General features: G+C 53.8%; 35 protein-coding genes and 1 tRNA gene. 1 reads left to right on the forward strand and 35 read right to left on the reverse strand.

All coding sequences use genetic code 11. The features are described 5' to 3' along the window. The 21 genes from V7Q49_RS05505 to V7Q49_RS05605 form a co-directional block, all read right to left on the reverse strand. Positions 1-771: a phage minor tail protein L gene (locus V7Q49_RS05505; RefSeq protein ID WP_333849738.1), complete on the reverse strand. Its 771-nt coding sequence runs from the start codon at positions 769-771 to the stop codon at positions 1-3. After that, the gene (locus tag V7Q49_RS05510) at positions 771-1,121 is read right to left on the reverse strand and encodes a phage tail protein (protein WP_333849739.1); all 351 of its coding nucleotides are present in this window, start codon (positions 1,119-1,121) and stop codon (positions 771-773) included. The genes V7Q49_RS05505 and V7Q49_RS05510 overlap by 1 nt, the downstream gene beginning before the upstream one ends. A 59-nt stretch (positions 1,122-1,180) precedes the next feature. Beyond that, complete coding sequence (locus V7Q49_RS05515; RefSeq protein WP_333849741.1) at positions 1,181-1,576, reverse strand: hypothetical protein; 396 nt, start codon at positions 1,574-1,576, stop codon at positions 1,181-1,183. Further along, positions 1,563-2,339 (reverse strand): hypothetical protein, encoded by a 777-nt coding sequence (locus V7Q49_RS05520; protein WP_333849743.1) that lies wholly within the window; start codon positions 2,337-2,339, stop codon positions 1,563-1,565. The genes V7Q49_RS05515 and V7Q49_RS05520 overlap by 14 nt, the downstream gene beginning before the upstream one ends. 175 nt (positions 2,340-2,514) lie before the next feature. Next, positions 2,515-2,991 (reverse strand): hypothetical protein, encoded by a 477-nt coding sequence (locus tag V7Q49_RS05525; protein WP_333849744.1) that lies wholly within the window; start codon positions 2,989-2,991, stop codon positions 2,515-2,517. A gap of 82 nt (positions 2,992-3,073) precedes the next feature. Continuing rightward, on the reverse strand, positions 3,074-6,211 hold the full coding sequence (locus V7Q49_RS05530; protein ID WP_333849745.1) for a phage tail tape measure protein: 3,138 nt from the start codon (positions 6,209-6,211) through the stop codon (positions 3,074-3,076). Continuing rightward, a complete protein-coding gene (locus tag V7Q49_RS05535) occupies positions 6,211-6,498 on the reverse strand; it encodes a DUF1799 domain-containing protein (protein ID WP_333849746.1) in 288 nt (95 codons plus the stop codon). Before V7Q49_RS05535 ends, V7Q49_RS05530 begins: the two co-directional genes overlap by 1 nt. A 17-nt stretch (positions 6,499-6,515) precedes the next feature. Beyond that, positions 6,516-6,854: a phage tail assembly chaperone gene (locus V7Q49_RS05540; protein WP_333849748.1), complete on the reverse strand. Its 339-nt coding sequence runs from the start codon at positions 6,852-6,854 to the stop codon at positions 6,516-6,518. Positions 6,855-6,895: 41 nt separating this feature from the next. Continuing rightward, positions 6,896-7,828, reverse strand: coding sequence for a phage tail tube protein (locus V7Q49_RS05545; RefSeq protein WP_333849749.1), 933 nt, complete (start codon positions 7,826-7,828; stop codon positions 6,896-6,898). A 46-nt stretch (positions 7,829-7,874) separates the two neighbouring features. Further along, complete coding sequence (locus tag V7Q49_RS05550) at positions 7,875-8,324, reverse strand: DUF4128 domain-containing protein (RefSeq protein WP_333849750.1); 450 nt, start codon at positions 8,322-8,324, stop codon at positions 7,875-7,877. Beyond that, the gene (locus tag V7Q49_RS05555) at positions 8,314-8,913 is read right to left on the reverse strand and encodes a hypothetical protein (RefSeq protein WP_333849751.1); all 600 of its coding nucleotides are present in this window, start codon (positions 8,911-8,913) and stop codon (positions 8,314-8,316) included. Before V7Q49_RS05555 ends, V7Q49_RS05550 begins: the two co-directional genes overlap by 11 nt. Positions 8,914-8,915: 2 nt before the next feature. Then, a complete protein-coding gene (locus V7Q49_RS05560) occupies positions 8,916-9,269 on the reverse strand; it encodes a hypothetical protein (protein ID WP_212478100.1) in 354 nt (117 codons plus the stop codon). Between the two features lies 1 nt (position 9,270). Continuing rightward, positions 9,271-9,753: a DnaT-like ssDNA-binding protein gene (locus V7Q49_RS05565; RefSeq protein ID WP_333849752.1), complete on the reverse strand. Its 483-nt coding sequence runs from the start codon at positions 9,751-9,753 to the stop codon at positions 9,271-9,273. Between the two features lie 2 nt (positions 9,754-9,755). After that, positions 9,756-9,989, reverse strand: a complete 234-nt coding sequence (locus V7Q49_RS05570; RefSeq protein WP_333849753.1) for a hypothetical protein — start codon at positions 9,987-9,989, stop codon at positions 9,756-9,758. A gap of 39 nt (positions 9,990-10,028) precedes the next feature. Further along, on the reverse strand, positions 10,029-11,168 hold the full coding sequence (locus tag V7Q49_RS05575; RefSeq protein WP_333849754.1) for a P22 phage major capsid protein family protein: 1,140 nt from the start codon (positions 11,166-11,168) through the stop codon (positions 10,029-10,031). Between the two features lie 17 nt (positions 11,169-11,185). Next, positions 11,186-11,938: a DUF6651 domain-containing protein gene (locus V7Q49_RS05580; protein WP_333849755.1), complete on the reverse strand. Its 753-nt coding sequence runs from the start codon at positions 11,936-11,938 to the stop codon at positions 11,186-11,188. A gap of 149 nt (positions 11,939-12,087) precedes the next feature. Further along, on the reverse strand, positions 12,088-12,297 hold the full coding sequence (locus V7Q49_RS05585) for a hypothetical protein (protein WP_333849756.1): 210 nt from the start codon (positions 12,295-12,297) through the stop codon (positions 12,088-12,090). Positions 12,298-12,300: 3 nt separating this feature from the next. Next, the gene (locus V7Q49_RS05590) at positions 12,301-13,407 is read right to left on the reverse strand and encodes a phage minor head protein (protein WP_333849757.1); all 1,107 of its coding nucleotides are present in this window, start codon (positions 13,405-13,407) and stop codon (positions 12,301-12,303) included. 1 nt (position 13,408) lies between these two features. Next, positions 13,409-14,812, reverse strand: coding sequence for a DUF4055 domain-containing protein (locus tag V7Q49_RS05595; protein ID WP_333849758.1), 1,404 nt, complete (start codon positions 14,810-14,812; stop codon positions 13,409-13,411). A 4-nt stretch (positions 14,813-14,816) separates the two neighbouring features. Next, positions 14,817-16,121: a terminase large subunit domain-containing protein gene (locus tag V7Q49_RS05600; protein WP_333849759.1), complete on the reverse strand. Its 1,305-nt coding sequence runs from the start codon at positions 16,119-16,121 to the stop codon at positions 14,817-14,819. Continuing rightward, positions 16,099-17,085 carry a terminase small subunit gene (locus tag V7Q49_RS05605; protein WP_333849760.1) on the reverse strand — a complete coding sequence of 329 codons (987 nt, stop codon included), beginning with the start codon at positions 17,083-17,085 and terminating at the stop codon, positions 16,099-16,101. The genes V7Q49_RS05600 and V7Q49_RS05605 overlap by 23 nt, the downstream gene beginning before the upstream one ends. A gap of 337 nt (positions 17,086-17,422) precedes the next feature. Here V7Q49_RS05605 and V7Q49_RS05610 point away from each other — a divergent pair, with 337 nt between their 5' ends. After that, positions 17,423-17,623, forward strand: coding sequence for a glycogen synthesis protein GlgS (locus tag V7Q49_RS05610; RefSeq protein WP_333849761.1), 201 nt, complete (start codon positions 17,423-17,425; stop codon positions 17,621-17,623). Between the two features lie 873 nt (positions 17,624-18,496). Here V7Q49_RS05610 and V7Q49_RS05615 read toward each other — a convergent pair. The 14 genes from V7Q49_RS05615 to V7Q49_RS05680 all read right to left on the reverse strand — a co-directional run bounded on the left by V7Q49_RS05615 (position 18,497) and on the right by V7Q49_RS05680 (position 25,192). After that, positions 18,497-18,952, reverse strand: coding sequence for a lysis protein (locus V7Q49_RS05615; RefSeq protein ID WP_333849762.1), 456 nt, complete (start codon positions 18,950-18,952; stop codon positions 18,497-18,499). Beyond that, positions 18,942-19,439 carry a lysozyme gene (locus tag V7Q49_RS05620; RefSeq protein WP_333849763.1) on the reverse strand — a complete coding sequence of 166 codons (498 nt, stop codon included), beginning with the start codon at positions 19,437-19,439 and terminating at the stop codon, positions 18,942-18,944. Before V7Q49_RS05620 ends, V7Q49_RS05615 begins: the two co-directional genes overlap by 11 nt. Before the next feature lie 6 nt (positions 19,440-19,445). Further along, positions 19,446-19,685, reverse strand: a complete 240-nt coding sequence (locus tag V7Q49_RS05625; RefSeq protein WP_103179204.1) for a class II holin family protein — start codon at positions 19,683-19,685, stop codon at positions 19,446-19,448. A gap of 490 nt (positions 19,686-20,175) precedes the next feature. Next, the gene (locus V7Q49_RS05630) at positions 20,176-20,367 is read right to left on the reverse strand and encodes a hypothetical protein (protein ID WP_333849765.1); all 192 of its coding nucleotides are present in this window, start codon (positions 20,365-20,367) and stop codon (positions 20,176-20,178) included. Between the two features lie 889 nt (positions 20,368-21,256). Beyond that, positions 21,257-21,685, reverse strand: coding sequence for a GNAT family N-acetyltransferase (locus V7Q49_RS05635; RefSeq protein WP_333849766.1), 429 nt, complete (start codon positions 21,683-21,685; stop codon positions 21,257-21,259). Between the two features lie 309 nt (positions 21,686-21,994). Beyond that, a complete protein-coding gene (locus V7Q49_RS05640) occupies positions 21,995-22,177 on the reverse strand; it encodes a hypothetical protein (protein ID WP_333849767.1) in 183 nt (60 codons plus the stop codon). A gap of 84 nt (positions 22,178-22,261) precedes the next feature. Then, positions 22,262-22,335, reverse strand: a tRNA-Arg gene (locus tag V7Q49_RS05645). A 305-nt stretch (positions 22,336-22,640) separates the two neighbouring features. Continuing rightward, on the reverse strand, positions 22,641-23,330 hold the full coding sequence (locus tag V7Q49_RS05650) for a bacteriophage antitermination protein Q (protein WP_333849768.1): 690 nt from the start codon (positions 23,328-23,330) through the stop codon (positions 22,641-22,643). Beyond that, the gene (locus V7Q49_RS05655) at positions 23,327-23,467 is read right to left on the reverse strand and encodes a YlcG family protein (protein ID WP_057107415.1); all 141 of its coding nucleotides are present in this window, start codon (positions 23,465-23,467) and stop codon (positions 23,327-23,329) included. Before V7Q49_RS05655 ends, V7Q49_RS05650 begins: the two co-directional genes overlap by 4 nt. After that, entirely contained in the window at positions 23,464-23,826 is a 363-nt protein-coding gene (gene rusA, locus V7Q49_RS05660) for a crossover junction endodeoxyribonuclease RusA (RefSeq protein ID WP_312077539.1), read from the reverse strand. The genes V7Q49_RS05655 and rusA overlap by 4 nt, the downstream gene beginning before the upstream one ends. Next, the gene (locus V7Q49_RS05665) at positions 23,823-24,113 is read right to left on the reverse strand and encodes a DUF1364 domain-containing protein (protein WP_333849769.1); all 291 of its coding nucleotides are present in this window, start codon (positions 24,111-24,113) and stop codon (positions 23,823-23,825) included. Before V7Q49_RS05665 ends, rusA begins: the two co-directional genes overlap by 4 nt. A 2-nt stretch (positions 24,114-24,115) precedes the next feature. Then, positions 24,116-24,322, reverse strand: a complete 207-nt coding sequence (locus V7Q49_RS05670; RefSeq protein WP_333850497.1) for a hypothetical protein — start codon at positions 24,320-24,322, stop codon at positions 24,116-24,118. Further along, positions 24,322-24,918: a DUF1367 family protein gene (locus tag V7Q49_RS05675; protein WP_333849770.1), complete on the reverse strand. Its 597-nt coding sequence runs from the start codon at positions 24,916-24,918 to the stop codon at positions 24,322-24,324. Before V7Q49_RS05675 ends, V7Q49_RS05670 begins: the two co-directional genes overlap by 1 nt. Positions 24,919-24,952: 34 nt before the next feature. Continuing rightward, positions 24,953-25,192, reverse strand: coding sequence for a hypothetical protein (locus tag V7Q49_RS05680; RefSeq protein WP_333849771.1), 240 nt, complete (start codon positions 25,190-25,192; stop codon positions 24,953-24,955). Positions 25,193-25,507: the final 315 nt, after the last annotated feature.

A 25,507-nucleotide genomic window follows, 5' to 3' on the forward strand; every position in this document is an offset into this window, starting at 1 on the left:
TTATCGGGAGAAGAGAACGGTTGCCGGGAAGCCGCCAAAATCGAGGTTTGCCGCATTAGGCTCTGCCAGTCCGGCGCCAAACCGCTTACGGCAGTCACTTAGACAGCCGCCGCACACATCCAGCGCCGGGTCAGCGACCGCATTACCCTTCGCATCGAAGTACACCGTGCCGTTGTAGGTACAGCCGTCACCGCTACGGTATTGCCCGCGCAGCGCCCACTCACAGAGCGAGGTGATTTGCCGGGTCGGGATCACCAGGCCCTGCAGGTCTGCCGGGCTGCTCATTGCCCAGGATGCGACTTCATCGTCTTCCGCAGTTTTGGTGTCGAGCCAGAACGTCTGCAGAGAGAACATCGTCGGATTGGCTGTCGGGTTTATGCCGCCCGGGAAGTTCACCGCATCGAGATAGACGGCATAGGTGTCGATGATGCTCACCTTCGCATTCACCATATCTTTGAACTGAAGGCACAGCGCGGTGATATGCCCGTCAAGGTTTGACGTGCTGAATGAAGGCTCTGCAGCCTGATCGGTCGAGAGAGATAGCCCGCTCATCTGGAAAGGCCAGAACTCATAAGCGTTGCCATCCCAGATTATGGGCTTCGGTCCCAGTTTGGATTCGTCACCGTTCGCCGCGTCAATCTCTGCTGGCGTATGGGGGAATGGTGCGTAATGAAAGCGGTGGATCCCGCCACTAAACTCGGAGGCGTCCACTTCGACCAGGCGGACCCTGCCACCCGGTGCCAGCATCGCCGCCTGATCGACAAGTGCCATTATGCGTAGACTCCGTAGGCCCGTTTGATAGTGAAAGTCAGCTCAGAGAATTTGCTATTCAGTTGGTTTTTCCGCACGGAGTCAGCGACAACCCGGTACAGCCCTTTCACTTCACCTGGCGGGGTGATGATGAAGGCCTTGACCGTGTGGGCCAGCAGGAAATCGCGGATCGTGTTCACTTCCGCCTCTGCCCCGACGTGCTTCATCGGCACCTGAATAGCCGTGGAATTAATACCGTTCTCGGCCACCTGCTCATAGCCATCGCCGAATTGCGCAGAGCGCAGTGCCTGGCTGTATTCGACAGGCCCGGCACCGAGCTGCGAGCGCCAGCTGTAGGTTTCAACTGCCATATTTGCTCCATAAAAAAACCCAGCCGGAGCTGGGTTTGATGATATTTTATACTTGGTTATCAGGATGCTATAGCTTTTTTCAAGTCATTCCATTTTTGGAAAAATAGCCTTGAACTGGCTAATGATGTTTCAGCCATTTCCTTGCTTACAGTTACTTCCGAAATGTGGTAATCCGCCTCATTACGCGCTTCGCGTTGCTGACGCAAACTGTAACTGAGCAACTTCAGCTGAGTTGAATCATATGGCTCAAGCTTATTTTCTGCCTTGTTACTCATATAACCAATCAGATTGCTGTGGTGATTTGAAGCGAAAGCCGGAGCCGAGTGGAGTGACTCCAAAGCGTGGTGATAACTGGCATAATAAGCACGAGAAATGCAGCTGCGAAAACCAGTCTCATTTCCCAATTCTATTAACGAGTCAGCACAACCCAGCAAATCATCACTAATTATTGCCATAGCTTACCCCAACATGAAGCTGACGAGACGGAGAGAACCGCGCCACTATATCGCAATCATCCAAAGCACTTTGGCTACATATTGCTTCTGCCAACTCCCAGTTAAGCTTGGCTATAAATTCTGGATTTTTGTTAGGTATATCAACCACATAACAAGTACTGACTCCGCTGCTTAACTCAACGGTTCCGGATGTCAAGCGATGCTTCTCTGTTAATGTCCAGATTACTTTAGCAAGTAACTCAAACTGGTCTCGGGAGCATCCACTCAAAGAGAAAGTTCTATCTAGTTCGGACAATAATTCCTGCTTGTGAATTATTGCTTCAGACCTGTTTTCATCTTCCGAAAGTAACTTAACATGCATATCAAAGTAGTGCTCAAGCTTGGCCCTATCCCCAAAACGATAGGCCATAGAGTAGGCACCAACTGTCAATACCTTTGTCTGGTGCGCATCAGCAAGTTCGAACACATAGTGGTGAAGCTGATTTACGCAGCCTGTATGCCGTAACATAAAACAGAAATTAGTAGCAACGGTAACATCACGCAGCGGATCAGCAGCTTGAAATACGGCTATAGCCCGCTCTACATCACCATATAGGCCATGCAGAAAGCCAAGAGCGGAGACAGAGGTACTAGTATTTTGGCGCTCAAGTTCACGCACTCCACGCTTATATGAGAATTCATCTATAGCAATGCCCTCTAAAAGCATATTGCCGTAGAGTTCAATGAATTGAGTGGCCTTCTCTTGCGGTACGCCTGCAGCCATAGTCTTACCCATTTACTTATGTTGTCGAAAAGTTTACGCGACGGGTAGCGCTTACGCAATCACTGTGCAGGTACTGTATAGGCAAGGCGAGGCTAATATCTAACGCGGCTACATAGCAAAAAAGCCCCGCGTTAGCGAGGCTCGAGTTCGGTAGGGTGGCTGGTGGGTGTCGCGGTTAATAATTTGCCATCATGAACTGCTTATCTGCAGCATTCCATACATCGAGACTGATGGTTGAAACTGAGTTGGAATTACTGATCCTTACCTCAGCCCTGGAGTCTTTAAGACCTTTGAATTTGAATGATCCAACATCCACACCTTCATGAAAATAACTATCAGTGCCGACAGAAAAGAACCTCTCCTCATCAACAGTCACATCAACCTTTCCGTCTTTTGAAATGAATACTTTTGCATAATGCCACTTACCAGTGCCAAGCAGATCTCCAGAAAGAAACTCACAATTTAAAGACACATTTCCTTTGGTGCATTGTGATGTTTTTTCCTCAGTCCCGCTCGCTATCATTTCTGAAATGGTTGGCTTCGAATCAGTTGCGGAAGTATTTTTTTTCGCAGGTGGATTGTCGCAACCAGTTAGACCGACAAAAGCTAAAACCAATAAAGCCCTTTTCACTATCATCCCCTTGATTAACATGGTTTAGCTCATGATAACCAGGGGATGCGTTGCTGTAACCAGTTACGGGTGATATTACTGCCTCAGGAGCAGAGTCAGGCTATTACTTTGACTGGAATTGCCTGCCGAGCAACCCATCGCTTCGGGCAGCTCTCGCCAGGATCTCAGTCACCTTGGCTTCAATTTCCTTTCCTAAGGCCCTGGCGGCAGCACTCCCATCACCGGACGTGGTTGATGACGCATTGCCCTTATTGTCCACATAGATGTCTATATTGACCTGTGGCTGCGAACCACCTCCACCTTGCGCCCTGACACCGAGCCGCCCGGCGGAATCACGCGTCAGCGGCATGATTGCCTCAGCACCAGCCTCAGCGAAGACGCCGCCTTTAGCAAACTTCGACGCCCCCTGGAACGTAAAGTACTGAGGAGAGTCGTAAACGCCATTCACATACTTACTGAGGCCTGAAGACTCATACACGCCGCCTTTTGCGTTGAACGTGACACCAGAGGCGGCATTGGCATAAGCCCCGCCTGGGGTTGAACCACCACCAGCGCCGCCGCTTATCCATCCCATAGCAGCCTGAACCGCATAGGCCACCATCAGGCGGTTTGTCACATCCAGTATCATCTTGAGCATCGATTTGCCAAACTCTTTGATGGAGGCTTTCCCTGTCATCATGAGATCTGTCAGCATGTCAGACAATCCAGTCAGCGTTGAACTGGCTACGTTCTTAACGGCGTCGTAAGTATTGGTAGCCGCGTCCAGATACTCACTCCATCCGCTGATTGCGCCTGATTTCCAGTCGCCGCGCAGCTTATCTTCTTCAGCATAATATTTCCGAAGCGCCGCTAACTCCTTCTCGTAACCAGCATCTTCGAGCTTACCACCGCCATTCAGCCACCCCTGACGGATCTGCGCCTCTTCCCGCAGACGCTGCGCTTGCCTGCCACTTAACCCAGCGCTATCCCTAAGAGCCGCCGTTTTCTCGGCCATTTGGGTAACGTACTTCTGAGAGCTATCCTGCAAGCGGTTCAGCCGCTCCTGAATCATGATCTGATCACCAAGACCAGCGTTTACTTCGGCCTGAGCCAGCGCGCGGTCTTTGGTAGACAGTAGGGATTGTTCATCATTGGATAACGCTCGAGTCTTTGATGCCTCTTCCAAGATGCTGAATTTCGACACCAGTTCCCATTGCTGCTTGCGCTGCTGGCTGATCACGTCGTTCAGGTCGCGATGGTCTTGCAGCGTTTTCAGCTGAGCCTGTAATGAAAGGGTTTCAGCATTTGTACTATCGAGACTGCGCGTGCCGGTATCAATCTTAGTCGCCGGAGTTTTAGGGGTTTTGGCGTCAGCGTAGCGCTTCTCAATGCCAGCCTTCACCATCTGATACTCAGCCTCAGAGTACCGTGATCTATCTGCCGCGAGCTTTTTAAGTTCCGCAGCCCGCTTCATGGCGTTGGTTTCATACTGCTCAAGGTTCGCATTGCGACGCTGCGACGCCTCAAGGTCACGTTGATTATCCTCAGCAGCCTTGCCTTTGGCAGCGGAAATATCGCTCTCCAGGGCCAGGGTTTTCTCTAAGGCGCTGATTTGCGACCTGGTCGAAGCTACCAGCACTTCCTGATCCTTGCGGCGCTGAGCGGCAGCGGCATCCTGAAAGTTGCTGCTTTGACGCCCAAACCCGTAATCGGGGCTTGCTGCAGCGCTATTCTGTAACGTGGTTAGCGTCTCTTGCTGCGCCTTAAGTCGCTCTCTAAGCCCCTTCAGCGTATCCTCAGGCGTGACCTGGCGCCCCACGTTGAGCATCTGATCCCAAGCTGATGCAGCTGAATCCTTAATCGCTTTCCACAGTCGCTCGATATCCCCCAAATTTTCCTTAATCTGGGTCGTGCGACTCTTCATGGTGCTGGCGTAAGTATCGATAGCCAGTTTCGCCGCCCCGGTTGCATCCCCCTGCTTTTGGAGAGCAACAATCTGATCGTAAATGGTTGCGTTCAGATAGTGATATTGCTCATTCAGGGCGATTGAAGCTTTGACTGGGTCATCAGCAAGTCGCTTGAAATCAGCGATAGTTTTATCGATAGCCTGCCCGCTAGCGCGCTGCATTGCCACGGCTGAGGCTGCTACTGATTCAAGGGCATTGCCCTTAAATGCACCGGTGCCCAGCGCGGCAGCAAGGGCCTGCGCCGCAGCAGATATTTTACCGGTGCTCCCACCAATGCGCTGGGCCATATTGGCAAGGTCGGCGGATGTTTTTCCGGTGTAGTTCCCGGTCAGCAGTAACTGCCGATTAAATTCACTCGCTTCCTGGCTGCCCTGGTACCACGCTGTCACCATCGCCCCGGCCCCCACGACCAGTGAAGCGATCCCAACGGTCAGTGGGTTAACGAAGCTAATCATTGTGCGGAGGTAGTCACCAACCCCAGTGAGTGCCCCCTTGACTCCGCCAAACTGGTCTTTAATCTGCCCGCCCTGCTGGAGCAGGATCAGGAACGGAGACTGCCCACCAGCAAGCTGCGTGGCGATGTCGGTGAACTGTGCCGGTAGCGTACGCATTGCCGCGCTGTACTGGCCCACCGATATGCCGGCACGGCGCGCAGCCGCTTCCTGCCGCGATAATGCCTCAGGCAGTACGTCAGCCACGCCAGAGAGCCGTTCACGCGTCTGGTTGAGGATGGTGTTGAAGTGCTCGAATTGCGCGCTGTTGATGCGCCCTGACTCGAAGTGCGCCACCAGCTGCGCGTGCTGCTCATCCAGGGAATTGAACGCGCGGATCGTCGGGTCGATGGACCCCAGCAGGTTCTTTAGTGCGGCAGATTGCTTCTCAGCAGCCTGGGTGGCGGCCAGCTCGACCTGGGCCCTCGCTGCTGCCTCGCCGGTGTCGGTCAGCTTCAGCCGGGTGTCATCCAGAATCTTGTTATAGGCCTGGAATGTATCGGTATCCAGAAAGCCCCTGGTCTGGAAGTTACGCAGGGCAGCCTGCTGTTCGTCCAGGCGATTCAGCGCCTTGGTGACCGGGTCGATATTCTCCAGCAGGCCTTTGAGCGCAGTCTGTTGCTCTTTGAGACCTTCGCTGCCCTGCTTCGCAGACTCAGCGCCTGCGCGGAATACGCTGTTAAGGTCATCGGCTTTACCTACGGCGCCCGCCGCGGCTTCACCGAGTTTATCCAGTTCATTGCTGGCCGTTTTCAGATCGGATACGTCAGCACGCAATGTGATCGAGGCGATTTGGTCATTCATCAGGCCGTCTCCTTATGCATCACTTTGAGAGCCTCGCTTTCCATGATTCGAATATCAGCCATGCAGGCCGCCGCATCCTCAACCCCGTGCAACTGAAATACCCAGGGGAGAACGTTGTAATCAAGTCCGGTCGCACCGCTCGCGCCGACGCGCCATTGGGTCGCCAGCGTGGAGAAGACGGTAAAGGCCTCCCATATGGATGGCAGGATCCCCACCTCTTCCTCCACGTCCTCAGGCGTTAAACCAAAAGCGGCTAACTCCGCGAGTGTCGGTCCCGGCGTATACATCGCTGCGGCGACCTGCCTCAGTTTTTTTCGCGGATGCCCATCAGCTCTTTGGTGTAGGCCAGGCCGATGCTGTCGAACGCGCGCGGATAGTTCCGCAGGAGGACGATCACGTTATCGCGGGTGAACTCGTCCGGCAGCGCCCAGCCTTCGACGATTTCCATCAGATAGTCGGCCTGCGGCGCGATAGGGGCTTTTTTGCCATCGGCCTTTTTTTGCAGTTGCTCGTCCAGAGCACGCAGTTCTTCAAGCGTTTTATGGCGGAAGGTGAAGGTCAGTTTGCCGTCTTCTTTCCCGGCTTGTGGGATGCTGGCGGTAGCGGGAAACGTTGGGCTCGGGATCAGGGAGAATTGGGTCATTGATTCATCTCAGAATAGCCCGGCGAACCGGGCATGAATGGTTAGCTGACAGTGACGGTGCACGCAGCAGAGGTAAGTGTCTTGCCGGCGGCGTCGGTAACTTCGCAGGTGTATGAACCAGCATCACCGGATGCGACCGATGCGATGTTGAACGTCGAAGCGGTTTTGCCCGGAATAGCCGTGCCGCCTTTCTTCCACACATAGGTGTACGGCGCAGAGCCGCCCTGCATAACCACAGCCAGGTCCAGCGCAGCGCCAACTGCAAGGGCTTTGGTGGCCGGCAAGTCAGTCAGGAACGCCAGCGGCACAGCCGAGGAATCAGCGATCGGGTAAATCTGCATATCCGATTCGAAGTTCATGCGCGCTTCGTTGCTTTCCACGGCGTTGATTTCGGTACGCGGCACACGCTGGAAGGATACCTTGGCGGAATAGTAACGATCCGCTTTGCCGCGCGGGTTGTGGAACCAGACCGCTGTGGTATCACTGGAGTCATCCAGGTCAATCAGACGTTTGTAGATCGCCAGCAACGGGTCGTGAGCAAAGGTATAGACCTGAATCACCGCGTTTTTGAACGTCGGAATGGTACGGGCCTTATCATCCTCCAGGAACTGGATGGAGGTAGTCTGCTGGTCGCCACCCTCAGTGGACAGCGTCATAACCTGCGGCATGGTGATCCACGAGTCGACTTTGCGCAGAGTCCCCGCGCCGGTGCCCGCCGGGAATTTCTTGGTGTCGGTGGTATCGAAGGCTTCCAGTACGATTTTGGTGCCGGTCACCGATTTAACGCGCAGCACCATGTTATCGAGCTTCAGCCAGCCAGAACTGACCTGGACGACATCACCCGCGAGGAGCCCTGCAGCAGGGGCAACGGTCAGTTCGCATTCCGTCGCGTTCGAGGCTGCAGTGAAGACAATCGGCGCAAGATAGGCCTTGGCCACGTTCACACGTGACCCGTTAGGGATTGCGAATGCCATTGCATTCTCCTGAATTGAGGTAATAAAAAACCGGCCAGGCGGCGGGTCAGTAATCAGCGCGATACTGCATGCTGATGGGGGTGGTGTAGGTTATGGAGCCGCTACTGCCGTTGGGTGCTGACGTTGGGCGATCCTGTATCGGCGTGCGCACCTGCGGCGGGCCGTTGATGTATACAGTCAGGTCACCATTCACCAGCGGCAGGCCTTCGGGGAAGGCATCGGCAACAGACTTTGCCAGCCCTCGGGCCAGGGTCACTCCGCTGCCGGCAGGAGCGATGATATTGAGCTGGAGAATGCCCTGGTACGTACGCAGCTGGCCTTCCAAATCCTGCCCCACGGTTTGCGCCGGCAGAACATAAACACGTCCGTACGGCGAATCGTCAGGGGGAGTAAACGCGAGGTTCGGCCAGGCCACTGGCAGCCCGAGCGAGGAGCAGATAACCGCGATACGACCTTCCAGCAGGTCAGCGATCCTTATTGACTGGTCACCGGCCATTGCGCACCTCGCTCATTGCCTCGCGGAACAGCTGCGCGGCGTCCAGCGCAGTAACTCGCACCATCCCACCCGGAGCCTGGCCGGAGTGGCCCTCTTCCAGGGGTCGGGCGTAAGGCAGGTTATTGGTAAAGTAAATCGAGCTGACCTGCCCTACCCTGAACACCTCCAGCACCGCCATCCCGCGAGAGTTGGAACCCTGACCGGAAGCGTCTGGTGTATCGTTGGATTGGGTCGGCTGGCTATCAAAGCCCACATACCAGTTGTTTTTGAACCGCCCACCGACATAGCCATCAGGCTTTTTGATGTCCATTGAGTCATTGACGCGCAGGCCGCGCTTAAGCCGTCCTGATTTGGTCATGTTGGCAGGATCATCACGCAGGGTCGCGTTATGCTCCCGCACTGCAGTGTTGTACGCCGTCGCAGTCTGGTTGACCTGCCAGATATCCGGTTGGCCTACCGGGGACATTTCGACCAGGCGCCCGAGAATTTTAATACCCGTCCGGCGAACCACCTCGTCCATCTCCTGCTTGGAGCTATCCACGAACAACTGAATGGCAGCCAGAAACGGCTGATTAACAGTTCCGGCCATCTTTACGCCCTCAGCTGGATGTTATAGGAAATCAGCACATCGGCAGGCTTAACCGGATTCGGCTGCACCACGCGCCATTTCTTGCCGTCGATTTCGATGCGGTCATCAATGCGCACTTCCGTTTCGAACGTGGCCGCCAACTTTTTATCACCAGTGGCGATCAGGGAGCCGTCGATTTCGCGGGAGGAGTACTCAGTGATAACGCCAGTAACAGTCGCGGTAATTGCCGGGGTGGTGACCTCTTTCCCGAACTGATCGCGGATAGTTCCGCCGCCGCGGGTAAGCTGGTAGGCCTTCCCGTTCTCGGTTAGCAGCCGGGTCGCCGTCGCGCGCATGCGTCGATAGTCGATTGGCATATCACCCTCTTTCGATACGGATCTGATTGCCGCCCACCACCAGCCCGCGCAGCGATGAATAGAACCACGGGAATGACGGCGCGGCCTTATTCGTGCCCGGCTCATACTGAACGGTTACCGCACCCTCGACACGCTCCATAATCACCGCCCCGCCACCAGCAACCGAAGGCGTTAGGTCAATCTCCTGCGACTCGATAGCCAGGCGGCATTGCGCGTCAACCAGGCGCTGCGGGATGGTGTCATCCGGCAGGTAAACGCCATCAAAGCGTACGCCCGAGCGTGGCCACGACAGTGGCTGTGAAGCGGTGGTGCGCTGGCCCCGCCAGCTCTTCCCTTCCAGATAGTCCATGGCCTGCATCAGCATCTGGCCGCACTCTCCGTCATCGGCAGGAACGGTGTAGCCGCGCCCCGCCGCAAACGCGCGCAGGTCGACAACGTTGGCGTAGCTGTTGAAGTCAGGCGATTTGGGGTCGGCAACCAGCATGGTCATTCCTCCAGACGCCAGTCCAGCGCCAGCCAGTTATCCACTTCGGCAGGGTGAACATTAGCGCTCAGCGGGCCGCCGGGAAACTCTGGCACGTCACGCACCATAGCCACCAGCTCAATGCCAGGCTGGTCCTGCTGCTGGTCCTGCTGGATAGGTGCATGTTCAACATCGTTCTGCGCCGCAAGCTTTTCAGCCTCACGCTGCGCGCGCTGCTCTTTAGTTAATCCGGCCATTGGGCCTCCTGAATAACAAAGGGGCCGAGGCCCCATTGGTTAACCCATGATGATCGCGGAATGGCGCGGTGCCACAGCAGCCACACCCCATGCCAGACCGACTTCGTAACGCACCTGACGGTACTGACGGTACAGCGCCACTTGGAACGTAATGCCGGAAGCCGGATCGGTCACGTTCATGACGTCATCAGCAGTATCGCCACCTTCCGGCATCGCCGGGGTACGGCTGGCCAGCAGGAATGCCCCGCGGTCAAACGCCATGTTTGGCGTGAATTCGCTCAGCACGGTGACATCGGCCTGGTCTGCGAGATCCTGACGAAGGCCCGGCGAGCTGATGGTGATGCTGGAAGAAGTGGCCGCCACGACCAGATACTGGTTGTCATCGCCATCGAATTTCACTGCCGTGCCAGCAGCAATACCGCCTGTGCCAGCAGAGATAGCAACAATGATGTCGCCCTCTTTCTTGGCGCCGTTAACCTTATAGCCAGCCGCAGAACTTTTCGCGGTGCGCTTAATGCTGAAGGACTCGTGGAGGTTAAAGCCCATGATCCGACCGATAACACCTTCGCGCAGCAGCTGGTCGGTACCAGCTTCGTTCGCCTTGAACAGTACGGACTGCTTGCCGCGAATAGAAGCCATCGCTTCGCCGCCCAGCACCATGCGCATATCCGTAGTTGGTGCGCCGTTATCGGTCAGAATCTGGCGGGCCAGCGCCGCATCGGTCAGATCATCTTTGATACTGAACGGAGTATCCTTCGGCGCGCCAACCGCGCGGGAGGAGTTGAGGAACAGTGCAGCGAGATCGGCATCCACTTCATTCGCCAGGGCGCGGAACGCCTGTTTGAACTGATCGGCCAGAATGGTGTTGTAGGTTCCGGCCGGGCCGAGCGCCAGTTGCTCTTCGCCATTCCATTTCACCGGGGCCATTTTGGATTTGGTGATTTTGACGTCCACACCACCGATATTCTGGTCACCGGTATTAGGCGCTGACGGCCCTGGGACAATGTCTTCAGTGGTGGCCGCGGGTGCGACTGGCGCACGCACGGTCTGGTCTTTTGCAGCAGCATCCGCTTTCGCGTCACGCGCTACAGCAGGAATGAAACCAGTTTGCTCTCGGGACACTACGTCCAGCGCGGTATAGATGGTCGGGATCAGACCAGTAAGAGTATTGCCTGCCATTTATGGCTCCTTTAGATTTAATCGACGATGCTGACGCCGTCTTTCAGCGCTGCCTGTTTGCCAGCGTTATCCAGGGAATCAAACGCACCGCGTTTCATGGTTTTTTGCCCGGCCTGATGCTGCGACTGGTGGGAGCCACCGCCGCTGTTGCCGGACGCTTTGAGGATGTAGTCTTTCTGCGGATGCAACTCGACCAATGATTCCAGCGCTTCGTCAAAGCCAGCGAGTTCACCGGGTTTGGTTCGGGAGAACACCTTATTGCCCTGCCCGTCGTAAGCCACGACCTTGCCATCTTCGATTTTGAAGTTCTGCCCAAAGTGGGAACGCACGAACTCAGCCGGGATCGCCATCTTCTCGGAGATGAATTTCGAACCACCGAAGCGGCCGCCGATCATCTCGTCGTAGAGCTGGGTTTCCAGCTGCTTGGTTTTGCCGTTCGCTTCGTCCAGTTGCTGCTGGTAAACCTTGGTGATCTCAGCCTTAACCTGGTCAACGGCACCAGCGTCGATCAGTTTCTTCTGGTCGATTTTGGTCATCATCTCCAGGGCTTCGAGCGCCTTGGTCGGGTCGCTGATGCCAGCGAATTTCGCGAGACTGGCTTCCGCCTGCTCCTTCGCCTCACGGTGAGTTTTGGCTTCACCGTTCAGAGATGTGATTTTGGTCATCGCTGCGGCCGCATCGAACGGGATCTCTTTGCCGTCATCATGGACATACACAGGCATACCGTTTTCAACGACCACATTGCCGTTGGCATCAAGTTTGAGTTTCATTGTTTTGCTCCAGCCTTCCGGCCATTGGTAATGGGTCATCCGACCCGGTCACCGCGTCGCATCCGCTCAGCGGCAGGCATAAAAAAAGGCCGCCCGGGGGCAGCCTGTTAAAGATGGAAAGCATAAAAAAGCTGCCCGGAGGCAGCTTGTTAAATGTATTGGATGGTTATCACGCCACGAAGCAAACGTGTATAAACCTCATCCCGTTTTCGCTTGTGAATACGCAATGGATATGGGTGAAAACATAAGATGCCTCGCCTAACATCTGCCCAAACAAAGCGTTTGATTTCGTTACCGTTCACAAACACCTTTCGCTTACCGCGCCCGTCTCCAACGTGGTGTAAATCTTCGTTACGCATAAATTATCCTTTTAACACCAGCGCATCTGCGCGTTGAAGCTCGTCCAGGGTCAGGAACTCCCCGGCATCGTTGAACATCTCAGGCACCGTTATTTTACCGTCACGCAGCATCTGCGCTCGGGTAACGCCCAGAGCCTGCTCTTGCCGTGCGTACGGTTGCCGGGAAAGCCATTCGGCATAGCTGGTATGCGCTGGCACCTGCCCGTCCATCGAAGCGCGCGTGGCACTGCTCAGATCCCCTGTGGCTATCTGCAGCTCTTCCCACGATTTAGTGAGTAGGATTTCGCAGGAGCGACAGCAGAAGTGGATTTTGCCGGGGCCGCGCAGATATGGCACCTGATGTCCCAAAGGCTTACCGTCAAGCGAGTATAATTTGCGGTCACGAATAATGCACTCCTTACTAGTATGGGTATCCAGCGTGGAGGACCACTGTTTGGCCTTCACTAAATCGCTGTTGGCTTGGGCGAACTGCTGGCGCGCCGTGGCGGCCATGTGATTCACCGCCGTGCGGGCCACCACAGCCAAGTCGCGCCGGGATGCGTTGATCACCCCGTCTTCACGATTGAGTTTCGGTGTGCCGGTAACACGCCGGACAATCTGCTCTACCGTTTCGCCCTGGAGGAACCCGGAGCGCACAGTGTTAGTGATTTTGTCCAGCCGGTCGGCTTCAAGTTTCTGGCCCCACTCTTTCAGCAAGCGCCCCTGGAAAGGCTGCGCCACTGCTGCGGCGTAAACCTGCTCAGGGGCGATACTCTGCAGCGGCACATGCTTAAGGATCTGCTTCGGAATGATGCTGTTGAACAGGTCCAGCTGATACCCGGCCTCATACTCAACGTAGCGGGTCAGCTCCCGCGCCAGCGCATCATTGACCGGTTCGTAGGCCTGTTGATTCAGGTCGCGTACGCCAGCCAGCAGAGAAGCCAGGCGGCGGGCGCTGTAGGTATCGGCACGCTTGCCATCCAGCAGCACCATCAGTCTGGCCGCCAGGTCATTATCCATCTTGCTCAGCAGCGCCACCATGCGCCGGGCGACGCCCGTACCGTAGCGGTTCACATACAGGCCGTGCGCTATCGTCTCGTCCTGAAGGCGATCGTTGACGGAGCGGGCCATCTCACACCTCGCCCGGTGACGTTTCGGTCAACGAGGCCGACTCGGCCAGTAACTCGCTCAGCACCACATCGGGATCTGCGTCAGCGTCAATCAGGTTGAGCTTCTGCAGCGTCTTAATCGCGTCAATACGGCGGAGATCACCCCCCTGGCGCAACGATTGAATAGCCAGCGCCGCCGGAGGGTTGAACTCTTTCGACTCAACATCCAGTTCAGTGCGTACATCGACGCTGCCGCCATCTTTCTCGCCAATGTACTCAGCCATGATTTGCAGGATGTTGTCGATCGCATCTTCCAGGCTGGTTGCCATGGTGTATAGCGGCGACTGCTCCTGCATCTTCTCTTCCGATGTCTGGTCAACAGACTTGGTCGAGGTGTTATCGGTGCGCAGCAGTTTCGCGCCCGCCTGGCGCATCTGCTCCACCAGCTCAGCCAGCGACTCTTTACCAGCGCCGATAGAGGAGCCTGTGTGCTCGACGTATTCGAGCCCTTGTTTCTGACGATCGTTAAAGCTTGCCGCAGAAGAAGAGCCAATAACCAGCTCCTGCCCCTCTTCCAGCCCGAACACAGTCAGTATTGGTACGCGCGCAACGTGCAGGATGTTGTCCTGTTCACTCTGGCTCTGCCAGTGCTTGACGTTCAGCAGTGCCATGTTAAGCAGCGGCGGTGAGCCGCACATAAAACCGGTGCGCTTGGTGTAGAGCGTGACCAGGGTGATGTCCTGCCGCGATGTTGTCCATTCATCGTGCAGCGTCCAATTCACTATGGCGTTATCGCCAGTGGCCTTGCGGTAAATCTGCACTTTCCCGGGTGTCAGGTAGCGAATTTGTTCGACTTTCGTCTGACCGAAGTCGTCACCGTCTTCGACCACAACCTCTTTGATGCGTAACTCGGTGAGCGCAACCTTGCCGCCGGTCATCTTCGACTTCCAGCCGATCACCTGGCGGGGATTCAGCATCGTTACGTAGGGACGCGCTCCGGTGGCCTTTTCATCAGCCTTGGTCTTCACCTGCTCGGCATCAACCCGGGGGTAGTCCACCAGCGCATGGGACAGACCGTACTGCATCGCCAGGCTGAAGAACGCCTGCGCCCAGACATCGAGGCGACTACCTTCAAGATCCACGTTCCTCGCAAATTCGCGCAGCGCATCCGGGACGTTCTCGCCCAATTGGATCGGCTCAGCGAACACTCGTCCGACGTTCTGGTTGATGGTCTCCTCATATGCCGGCAACAGCGTAGCCACAGCCAGGCGCTTTTTGTAGTCCTCTTTGTCTTCTTTCGGCCAGCGCGGCAGATAAGCCTCACCTAGCTGGCGCATATACAGCGTTCCGCCCATCAGAGCATCGTTGATGTCCCACGCCTGCACCATGTTCCCATAGTCCAGATTGGGTGTTGAAATATCAGGCATGGAGTTAGATCCGTAGGTTAGTGACTTTGCCAGTTGGTTTGATGATCGGGAATTGCTTCACGATGTAATATCCACCAGCATCATTGGGGTGGTCGTTATCAGCTGATTTATCCGGCTCACCGTTCGTCGCCCACACTTGTTGTTCAAGGCTGTCGGTGTATACCGGGCAGCGGGTCACGTTAACTTTGTAGCGGCGCTCGCCGTTACCGTTGCAGAACATGGCATTCATGGAGTTAATGCGATCCTTCACCGGCGGGTTGGCAGCATTCACCACCACACTGAATCCGGCCTGCTTGAGCTGCGCGATATCCGTGGCGCTGGCATTGTTCGATTTGCGCGAATCACCGGAGGCGTCGGGGTAAATATAAATCTGACGCGAGGCGACGTAACGCCCGCCCTCATAGCGCCAGAACTCCTCCTGAATACGCTTTATCATCGCCGGGGTATCGTAGACCTTCACCAGCTCACGAACAGCCCGTGGCTCCCCGTCCCGGAGTACATGCACAATGGCCGCCATCTTGCCAACGTTGAAATCCATGCCGATATACAGCGGCTCGCCTGCCTGCTCCTCGTCGGTGCAGCCATTAAGCCGGCGATCGAACTGGTGATAGATGGTGCCGCTGGTCAGGTTGGTAAACCGCCCACGCAAGTACGCCTTAATCAGCTCTGGCGGATAGGAGTCCATCAGCGAAGGGATGTAATCGTGGGGAAGGTTCGCTTCATTATCGAATGTCGAGGCCTGAATCAGCCCGTACAGCGTCGCCAGTTCAGGCTTATCCCGTACGGCTTTAACAAACTGCTGATAGACGAACTTGAAACCTTCCGGCGTGGTAGTGACATCGATGCCATTGCGCAGGCCGTCCACCTTATAACGCATACGGGCGATGATTTTTCGCCATGCCTGCTGCGCTTTAGCGGCAGCCATAACATCCAGCTCGTCAACCATCGCGTTGCCGATTTTAAAGCCGACAATAGAGCCAGGTTTCTCCATCGAGCGGCAAATCGTAGTGCCTCGATACTGGCTTCCGGCGTAGAAGTGAACCTCTTTGTTCCCCTCATTGATTTTGACGTTCATCCCCCAGTCGAAAGCCACTTCTTCGACCGTCGGATAGAAAATGTCACGGATCTGCGGATAGGTCGGCGCGAAGTAGCCCTGGTTTATTTTGGGAAACTCCCACATTCCCTTGCAGATGCCGCCGCAGCCAACCCACGTCTTTCCAGAACCGAACCCGGCGACATAGGCCTTAAACTTATGCGGCATAGCGAGGAAACGCGCCTGGGGAACATTAAGCGTCGGCGCTATCATCACGAAGCCTCGCGTCTACCACGTTAATGTTGATTGCAACTGGTGCCGGGACATCATCATCAGGATCGGCCGCCAGCTCTTTCCGGAGCTTCTCCACCTCCAGCTGCCGGCGCTCGATTTCAATTTGCTGAATCCGCTGCGCAAACTCGCTATCAGCAAGTCCAAGGCGCTTCATCACAGCTTCATACATACGCTCACGGCTTATGGCCGTTATCTCAACGCCATTCTTCCCAAGCTTCACACCGGAGTAAGCCAGGGCTGCATCAGGGGGGAGCTTTCGGGTATCGGCGAAGTATGGCTGCCCTATTCCGTCGCCATTGCAGCGTGGGCAGTAAGGGTTAGGCTCGCGATTGTGGTCATAGCCATAACCGCCAGGGTCTTCCGGGAGTTTTGCACGTTCGTTGCCTTCAACCTTCGCGATAGCCTCGTCAAACTCAACAGCGTCGCGCCATTGATAGTGATGACCGAAGCCCCAGCAATAGCGGCAGGCGCCGCGACGATATTGCGAAAGCTGGTTTGCATCGAAGGTAGCGAGTTGCCACATCTGCGCGAGGACTTCATCGGCGCTGCCGAGAGTGCGCTCTATGGAGGCTTTCTGCTGCTGCGCAATAGCCTGCGCAACGTTAGGATTCGCCAGTAGTTGGCGGCCATAGTTGGGGTCACTGTAGCCAGCTCGTTCAGCTGCAGCTGTGGCATTCTGGTCCTTGAGGTATTCAGCAATAAAGCGTTTTACCTTTGGACTCAATTTGGCGTCCACCAGCTCTTCTGCGCACTTTTCTGTCTGCGCAATGCGCAACTTCTTCTGCGCAGGTGTTTGCGCATTTTGCGCAGTTGGTCTTTTGAGATATCGACGTGCGGTCGCGTAGTACAGTCCCTGCGCTTCACACCACTCCTTCGCTGATACGCCAGTTTCGGCATGATCGGACAGGAACCGTTGCTGAAGCACGCCCCAGTCCGGTTTACTCATGTGTTATTCCTTTTACCCCCCTGCAGGGCGTAGTTTCGATATAACTGCTAAAGCCATGACCATGGGACTGCCCATGGTCATGGCGATAAAAAAGCCCGGCAAGAAGCGAGGCTTGGAGAATTCTCTATGCTTAAAGCCCAGTGGAGAGACTGTGCCAGAGCCTCAGGGATGAGGTTTGATTCAGGTACGTTAACGCACATATGCCAGCAGGTCAGTTAGTTGCTTTGTTACGATTTCAGGCCTCTGTTGCGGCCTGAATGAGCGCGCTTACGATTTTTTGAGCCATACTTGTAACAGACGCATTTTTCTTTTTGTTGGTCTAACAGAGGAGGAATGTATGCAGTTAGTAAGTGAGAAGGGTGTCGTGTCTTCCCGGGATTTAGATTTTCTTGCCAGTAGCTTTGCCCGGATGCGCTTGCAAGGCCGACACCTCTGCACGGATGCAATTACCGGCAACATGGATGAAGACTGCCGGCTGTGGTTCCTTAAACGTTATGACTTTTACGTTGAACAGCTAAAAGAAAAGGAACTGCAGTAGTAAGCACAGGCCGGGTGGTGTCAGCTGCCCGGCATTCACTTCAAAGTAACGCGTTATACCAAGCCTGCCTCTTACTTAGCCATTATGATGGGACTATCCATGGTCATGACACTAGAAAAGCTACCAGCTCTTTCCGGCGGCTTAGTTTGTTATGGCAATTCAAGATTCGGATGACTGCACCTGAGACTAATCTTAAAGCCAAGAGTTTGCGCTTGTTGTTATAGGCTTATTTGCCAGCCTTTAAAGAAGTGAAAGGCAGGCCCCCACAACACCAGAGGGATCTCCAGAAGTAGATAGCACTGACACCACGTGTGCAGTTAAATCACAAGAACGAACAGTACGTATGACTCGTTTGCCCTCAAGAGGAGGGCATTTTTTTTATTCTCAGATTGATATACTGATACCCTTTTCTGCGGCCGGGGATACCTTGATAGCGAGGCGCAAGACAGCTTTATGGGTATATGTTTCGCTAAAGTTGTAAATAAATAGCAATTTCTAACGAAAGTGCTATTGTCCCCGCGCTATCAAAGCTAGAAGCACATAAGAAGAAAAATAGTTTGACTCAAAGTTGCCCCGCACCGGGGCTTTTTTGTTTCTAGCACCTTATCTCCCCCTCACTATCTCATCCAGACTACATTTCATCCTTTCTGGTATTAACCGAGCGTATATCCAATTGCACTAATGGGTGTAACCACTTATCTGTCAGAAGGTTAAGCGGCTTCGTTTCTAAGACTGTTCCCATACCGATCATCTGACAGCGCAATTATGGTGAAAGGGTAACGATATGCATTTGCATGCCCTTATAAGCAGCCCGGATTTCCTGCTCATAAGGGCTTTCTTTTATGTGTAGGGTAAGAATACAGTCTCAATTGATTACTTCAGGCATTGCGAAACGATGTATTCCTGGAGGTAACCCACCTGCTTTGTTACGGTGTCGATCCGCTCTCTAAGGGTGAAATAATCCCGCTCAGCGGAGTTTGTAAGTCGGGGGCCGGAAGCATCGCCCAGGCCGCTGGTTGAGGGCGCTCCGTCTGTGGCACAGTTGGCGTTGAGCTGCAACCGGCGCTTACCAGTAGCAACATCGTGTTTAAGCTGATCAATATTTTCCCGGGCATTTGCCAGTTCCTTCGTGTATTTCGCATCAAGAGTTGCCACGTCACGCTGGCGCTTTTGCAGATCGCTTATCATATCTTTCGCAAGCTTAAGGTTATGTTCGGCAGTGTCGGCGCGCTGACGCTCATCTTCAGCTTTGCCGAAGAACCAGAACGCAAGCCCACCGAATACCATCAACGCAACCAGCAAAAGCAAAGGCTTCCAGTCAAAAGTCATTGCTGTTCTCCGCCAGGCACATGGATCGCTCCATCTCTCGACGGTTCTGGAGGCCTTTCCACTTCATACCTCCAGCGTAAACCCATCGCCGCATCTCTTCGCACGCTCCATCGTGATCACCTTTGTTCAGCTTGCGCAGCAGCATAGACTTTGAGAACGCGTCCGAACCAACGTTAAAGACAAAGCTGTAGAGGGCGGCGCGTTGATATTCACCCAGTGGCACCTTGACCAGATTGTCTACCGTTCGCTTTGCTGGCTGGAGGTCTTTCCACAGTAACTGATCACATTCGCGGTCGGTATACTTCTTCCCTTTCACGATATCCCGGCCAGTATGGCCATCGCAGACAGTCCATACCCCGGCGACGTCTTTATAAGCTTCGTACTTCCGTCCTTCCACACCATCCTGCCCACCGAGAAACAGAGAGGCGATCAGCATTGCACCGCCACCAGCAGCGGCGATGAGTTTGTTGCGCAGGCTACTGGTCATGGGCATTTAATCATCTCCGACTTTGACTGCTGGACCGTACTTCTCAAGCGCCTTTACCTGCGCATTGGCGACTTTGCGTTTGAAATACCAGTTAATGAGTCCAGTAACGATTATCCCGGCAATACCAGCCAGCACGCCGATAGCGCTCCATTCGTCAGGGCTCAGTTTTGTGAGGACGCCGTTCAGGATTGTTCCTCCTGAGGTGCCGAGGGCGACTCCGGTGACAAGTTTGCTCATACGAGACATATCTCTCACCTCGCTGGAATGCGGGTGTTGTGGGGTTTAGGATCTGGCTTTCCGAATGAATTACGACAAGACCTGTGATGGGGGTTCCGGGAGCCTGAAATAAAAAAAGGCCCGCTTTTCGGCAGGCCCAAATGAGTTCGAAATTTAAGTAGATAGACATGACGCAATGCCATCATCCGAATACCTCTGTGTCGAGCAGAGTTACTTTCCAGTCAGAAGCCCTGGTAGGTAGAGATGGCTTGGTTCACGATTAAATAATAGCATCACTAACGAAGCGCGAATAAAAAAAGCCTGCTTTTATAAGCAGGCAAAAAATCAGCACAAACATACAGCTTACTGTGATCCTGGTGCCGGGTGCCTCCCGGTGACTCGTTACCAGTTATACGAGCCGCAAGCACACTTACACATTTTTAACTGGATTGCCCCACCGCACAGGGGGATTCACCACTTATAAGCCTATACCATATATTGAAGCGCACCGGCGTTTCTTTCAAATATGTGGCGGCGTTAACGGTCCTGCTAAAATTTCAGCTTCTCCGTCATCGCAAATATCATCGTCCTGTGTGAGGTGCCAGATACCTTTGATGATTCTGCCTGTTTCAAGGTCTTCAGTTTCGCCGTCAGCATAATAAGCAACTTGCGCCCTGCCGCCGTACTGTATCCAGTAGAACCCTTCTTCCATACTTTGTGCCCTCTGCAAGCTCTGATAAAACTAACCAAGACGACATTATCTGAACTGTAAAACAGAATCTAGAACTGCTGAGGACGGCATAGCCTACATCAGATTCGGACAAGGGAGCATATGTGGGTTTATGATGCCGGGTGCCTCCCGGTGACTCTGCGCCAGACCACAGAACCGCGCTACTCACCTGCCTGTCTAGTCGCCCCGCCGCATAGGGGGATTCATCACGGGCACAGCCTAGTCTTCTTCCTGCCATAAAGCTATTTATATCTGTATATTTATTCAGTATGAACAAAAAGACCAACGCTGCTCTGCTGACATAGGTCATGTAAAACAAAAAGGCCGCCAATCGGCAGCCTTAAAATCTGTGGTAATGGAACTGTAGTGCCGGGTGCCTCCCGGTGACTCTATGCTAGACCACAGAATCGCGTCATTCACCTCCCAGTCTAGTCGCCCCACCGCTTAGGGGGATTCACCACAGGCGCAGCCTAATCGGCTTCCTTCAATAAAGCTAACTTTATCTGTTTATTTAGTACGAACAAAAAAGACCGGCGGTGCTATGTAGGTCAGAATCATGTACATCAAAAGGCCGCCAATAGGTAGCCTTAGATATTGATGATACTGAGGTTGTGGTGCCGGGTGCCTCCCGGTGACCCTGCGCTAGACCACAGAACCGCGTTCTATAAACCCGACTCGTTTCGCCTAGTCGCCCCACCGCTTAGGGGGATTCACCACAGGCGCAGCCTAATCGCCTTCCTTCAATAAAGCTAACTTTATCTGTTTATTTATTCAGTATGAACAAAAAGAGACCAATGGGGCTAAGTCGGCCAGAATCATTTAAAACGAAAAGGCCGCCCATTGGTTGCCTTACGAAGTTCATGGATGGATGCTATTTATTAGATAAATCTTTCTTAATTAAATAATGTCTCTGGGAGCCTTCTACCGGAAAATCCGATAACGACATCTGGAGTTCGTATCCTTGTTTTTCATAAAAAGGTAATGCCTGAAAACTGAACGTATCAACGAGACCATGACGGCATCCTAACTGTATACCCTCTTGTTCAGCCAGACTGACAAGCTTACTGCCTAAGCCACTACCTCTTTCTGAGTCGCTTACCCACAAATAATCGATACAAAGCCACGGTCCCCTTGTGTCTGCTATCAGACCACCTGTCATTACTCCAGAATCATCCCTGCAAAAGACACCTAACTGGCCAAGCTTACTGAAATCTACAAAACGCGCGTTATAACCTCTAAGCCCGACTAAAAGTTCTTCTTTCTCAGGCTCTGCAATCTGATGGACGATCTTAATGCTCATATATTCCCGCTTATTATTTGTTATTTTTTAACAACACAATTGTTATAAAACGGTTAAATATTCTTTGCAAGCTAAGCATTTAGATTTTCAGAAAAATATAGACGCACCTTCAGGGCATCAGCTTCACCGTTGTCGCAGAGAGCATCACTCTGCGTGAGATAACAGATACCAGCTACGTTCAGACCTATCTCGAGATCTTTAGTTTCGCCGTTGCTATAATAAGCCACCTGAATTAAGCCGTTGTGCTGTATCTAGTAAAATCCCTCTTCCATCATCGAATCCTCAGTATATTTAAGATACAATGAGATATCATTCTTCTGATGCTTCCTCAGGAAGCACACTCAGGGCAAGGCTTTTGCTCACGGCAATTTTTAGCTGCTGTCTGCTGAGTATCAAATAGCCGCGCTCGCCTGGTATGGAAAGCCGGTATTCTCTATTTAAAGGCAGTGGAGTAATTAAATACCAGCGCCCCTTATAGAAAATCCAGTTCATTTCAAGCCTCATTTTGTTGGAGTTGTAATTATACCCAAATGACCAGCAATACAAAAATCAGAGGGTTGTTACAACTCCTGCAGGTCCGCCATCGAGGATTCGAACCCCGAACCACAGAGGTAGAAGCTCCGTGCTCTCTCCCGTTGAGCTAATGGCGGATAAAAAAGACCAGCAATAAATGCTGGTCAGGGTCATGCAGTTGTCTCTGCGTATGGGTGCTTCCCCACCCAAGTGTAATAATTGTATCGAGAGCATTATCGAATGCCCCTTAAAAATAGCACCCGAGCGGCAATAGAGACAAAGTGGCAATAGATTTATGCATCATTTTTGTGACGCATGAAGTACTGTTGGGTTTCCATACAAACAAAAAAGCCCAAGGCATTAACCTCGGGCTCTTTTGTATAATTCGGTCGACAACCAAAGCTATGGCGACGATATCGGATTTAGTCGAAATATACGTCAATTAGTTCATTTCTGCAATACTTGGGTGATAATTTGTAGCTTTTTGTTGTGAACGTGATCGCGAAACTTGATTCAGCGAGTCAGTATCTAAGCGAGCGAACAACCTCACCATTGCCTCCCAGTGTTCGACATAGTTCGTCGACCAATTGGTTTTACTCACGCCCACCAACGCGGCCAGATCCCCATACTGATAAAGGTCACGCCCGACCAATACCTCCTTAACGTCCTGAGCCGCCAGCCAGATTAACGCCTTCAGCCTGTCCATCGTTTTGCCGGCCACCTTCCGGGTTCCCAGTTGCGCCCTAAACTCGGCCCAGGCCCACTGGGTGATCGTTACCTGGTTCTCCCAGCGCACGTTCTCGCTGTAGTTCCAGAGCAGCCACGCCTTCTGGTGTTCCTCGAGTGACAGGACCGCCCGGCGCCATGAAGCGGTGGAGTATTCGACCGGTTGAACCAGCGGAATGTGCGAGCCTTTCGCGTGTGACTGTTTGCCGGGGATCGGTGGGTTATCAACCGGTACCCATTCTTCGCTTTCTTCGTCCCAAACTTTGGGCTTCTTCCGCTTGAAGGTCTTCGTGTCGAACTGGGCGTTCTCCAACCAAGCCATCAACTGCCCTTTCGTCGCCCCGCTCAGATCTGCAGTCGCAACGATGAGCTGCTGGCGTACAAATTCCAGGTCTTGAGTGATCATGCTGCAGCTCCTGCAATCTGGTAGATGCGAATAAAGTTACGAAGAATGCGGTAGTCCACCAGCACTGTACCCGGGCGGCGATAAATGCGGAGGCGCAGCCAGCGCATGCGAAGCGATTCGATCAGTTCTGGTTTCATGCTGGCTCCAGCTCGGTGATGGTCAATTCCAGTTTGCCGCCCTTGATGATCGGCATCCGTTTTACGCGGTAATCGTCAACCTGCTGGTCGTCCTGCCAGAACCCGGCTTTGGTCAGCGCGTCGAATGCAGCCTTCTGCAGGTTGTCCAGGTCCCGGCGGCGGCGGTCAGGCATGTGGCATTCAATGCGGATCTTTACCGGCGCGGTGATGCCGATATCCAGCATCTCGTCTTTGATGATTTGGGCGACGCGGTCACGGTAGGCCTGCCCTTCTGTGCTGATGTGCGTGCGCCCGCGGTTGTGCCGGTAATAGCGGTTATTGCTCGGCGGCCACGGTAGCGTGATGTTGTAAGTATTCATGCCTTCACCAGCCCCTCTTTCAGCCAGATGACCTGTGTGCGTGCCATACCTTCCAGCGCGCACTCCTTTGCATACTCCGCATCCACCCGGTGGGTTCGGCGGTCTATTTCGTCGTGACAATAGCTGCATGCGATGGTTGCGATCAGGTCAGGCGGCTTAATGCCGGTGCCGCACAGACCAGCCAGGCGGATATGCGCCAGAACGGATGTTTCAGGATTGCCATTGCACACGCCGGGGATCCGCACCTGGCATTCGCGACCGCGTGCTGCTTTGCGTAAATCAGCCATGCTCACCCCCAGACCTTTTGGCGGAATGTCCGCGGCGTTCGCTCCTGCCGCTTTGCTTCCGGCAGCCGGACGCTGACGGTCCAGGTGATGAAGTCACGATTAAGGCTGCGCTCTACGGCCACGCCGCGCGCCCGGTAGGTCGCCACCAGCTCGTCTGCCTGCGCCGTAGTGCAATCGGTATGCTGGAACCATGAGGATTTCATCGGCATCATCCCCCGAAGTTCATCAGCTGAGCAGCGGCGTTGTCCGCCTCGCTACGGCTCTTGAATGTCCTGGACAATATCCAGCGCCACAGAACATCGAGCGCGGCCCTGTAGAGCTGCTGGAACTCGGTCTCGTCCATGTTCGCGAAGGCGATACTGCGGGGATGTTTCCGGAGGGTGCCGTCAGGCAGCTGGATGGCGTCATAGTGCCCGGATTCGATGGTCACCCAGGCGCGATACGCATCGAAGGATTTGCAGGCGCTGATGCTGCCGGTGCGCTTGTCGGCGATGCGTTCGAGATACTGCTCAGCAGCATCCAGCAGCGCAGATTCACTCCCGCCGAACGATGCCAGGTATTTGGCATAGCCGGTCACTAGCTTGCGTTCGTTGGACGAGATAGCGCCGCCGGTTGGCTCCCAGTATTCGAAACCGAGATTCAGCAGTGCAAAGAAACGACGATGGAAGGCCGGGTTACGGACCTGTTTGAAGTCGGCCACCAGCACGGCGCCGAGCTTGATTTTTGATTGCAGTAATTCGCTGGTCTCCGGCGATGCGGGGATCAGTGTTCCTGCAGAATTCTTGATGAGTTGTAACTGCGCCATGGTGTTCTCCGTGGCGCATCAGGTCAACGGGTGTTCAGTCCGTTGATATCATAATATCAGAGGGTTGATTGACGCGATAGCCGAGGCGGCGAAGAAAACGGGTTCCGGACGAAAGATTAAAAATCCCTTCATCCTCCAGCAGCGGGCGGCACGACACCATGCCATTCCTGGTGTAAACGAGATATCGGCTTTCAAACGGCATTGAACCAATAAGCTTGCCGTCTGAACGCCTAATAATGTCGTACCAGTCACCCTGCTCCTGCTTTTCTTTCACATCGACCTCCTCACTTTGCTATCACCAAATACCCTCTCCCGGCGGGGAGAACTCCACTCCACAGCGCCAAAATAACAAATGGCGCAAATTTCCTAATAGGTTCGCCGGAAGAAAAATTCATTTTTTTCTGTAGCACTTAAACCATACAACAAAACACTGTATATATAAACAGTAATTATCCGTTTGGCTTAAGTATGCACGGGAACCGCATGTGTACGCAAGTTCATTCATCTGATTGATTTTAATAAATTTTTATGCTAATTCCGTGTAAAAACTGACGCTTATTTTTAACACTTCGGCGGGGCAGAAAGCGCT

The sequence above is a fragment of the Leclercia sp. genome (genome assembly GCF_036780805.1).
Classification (GTDB): domain Bacteria; phylum Pseudomonadota; class Gammaproteobacteria; order Enterobacterales; family Enterobacteriaceae; genus Enterobacter.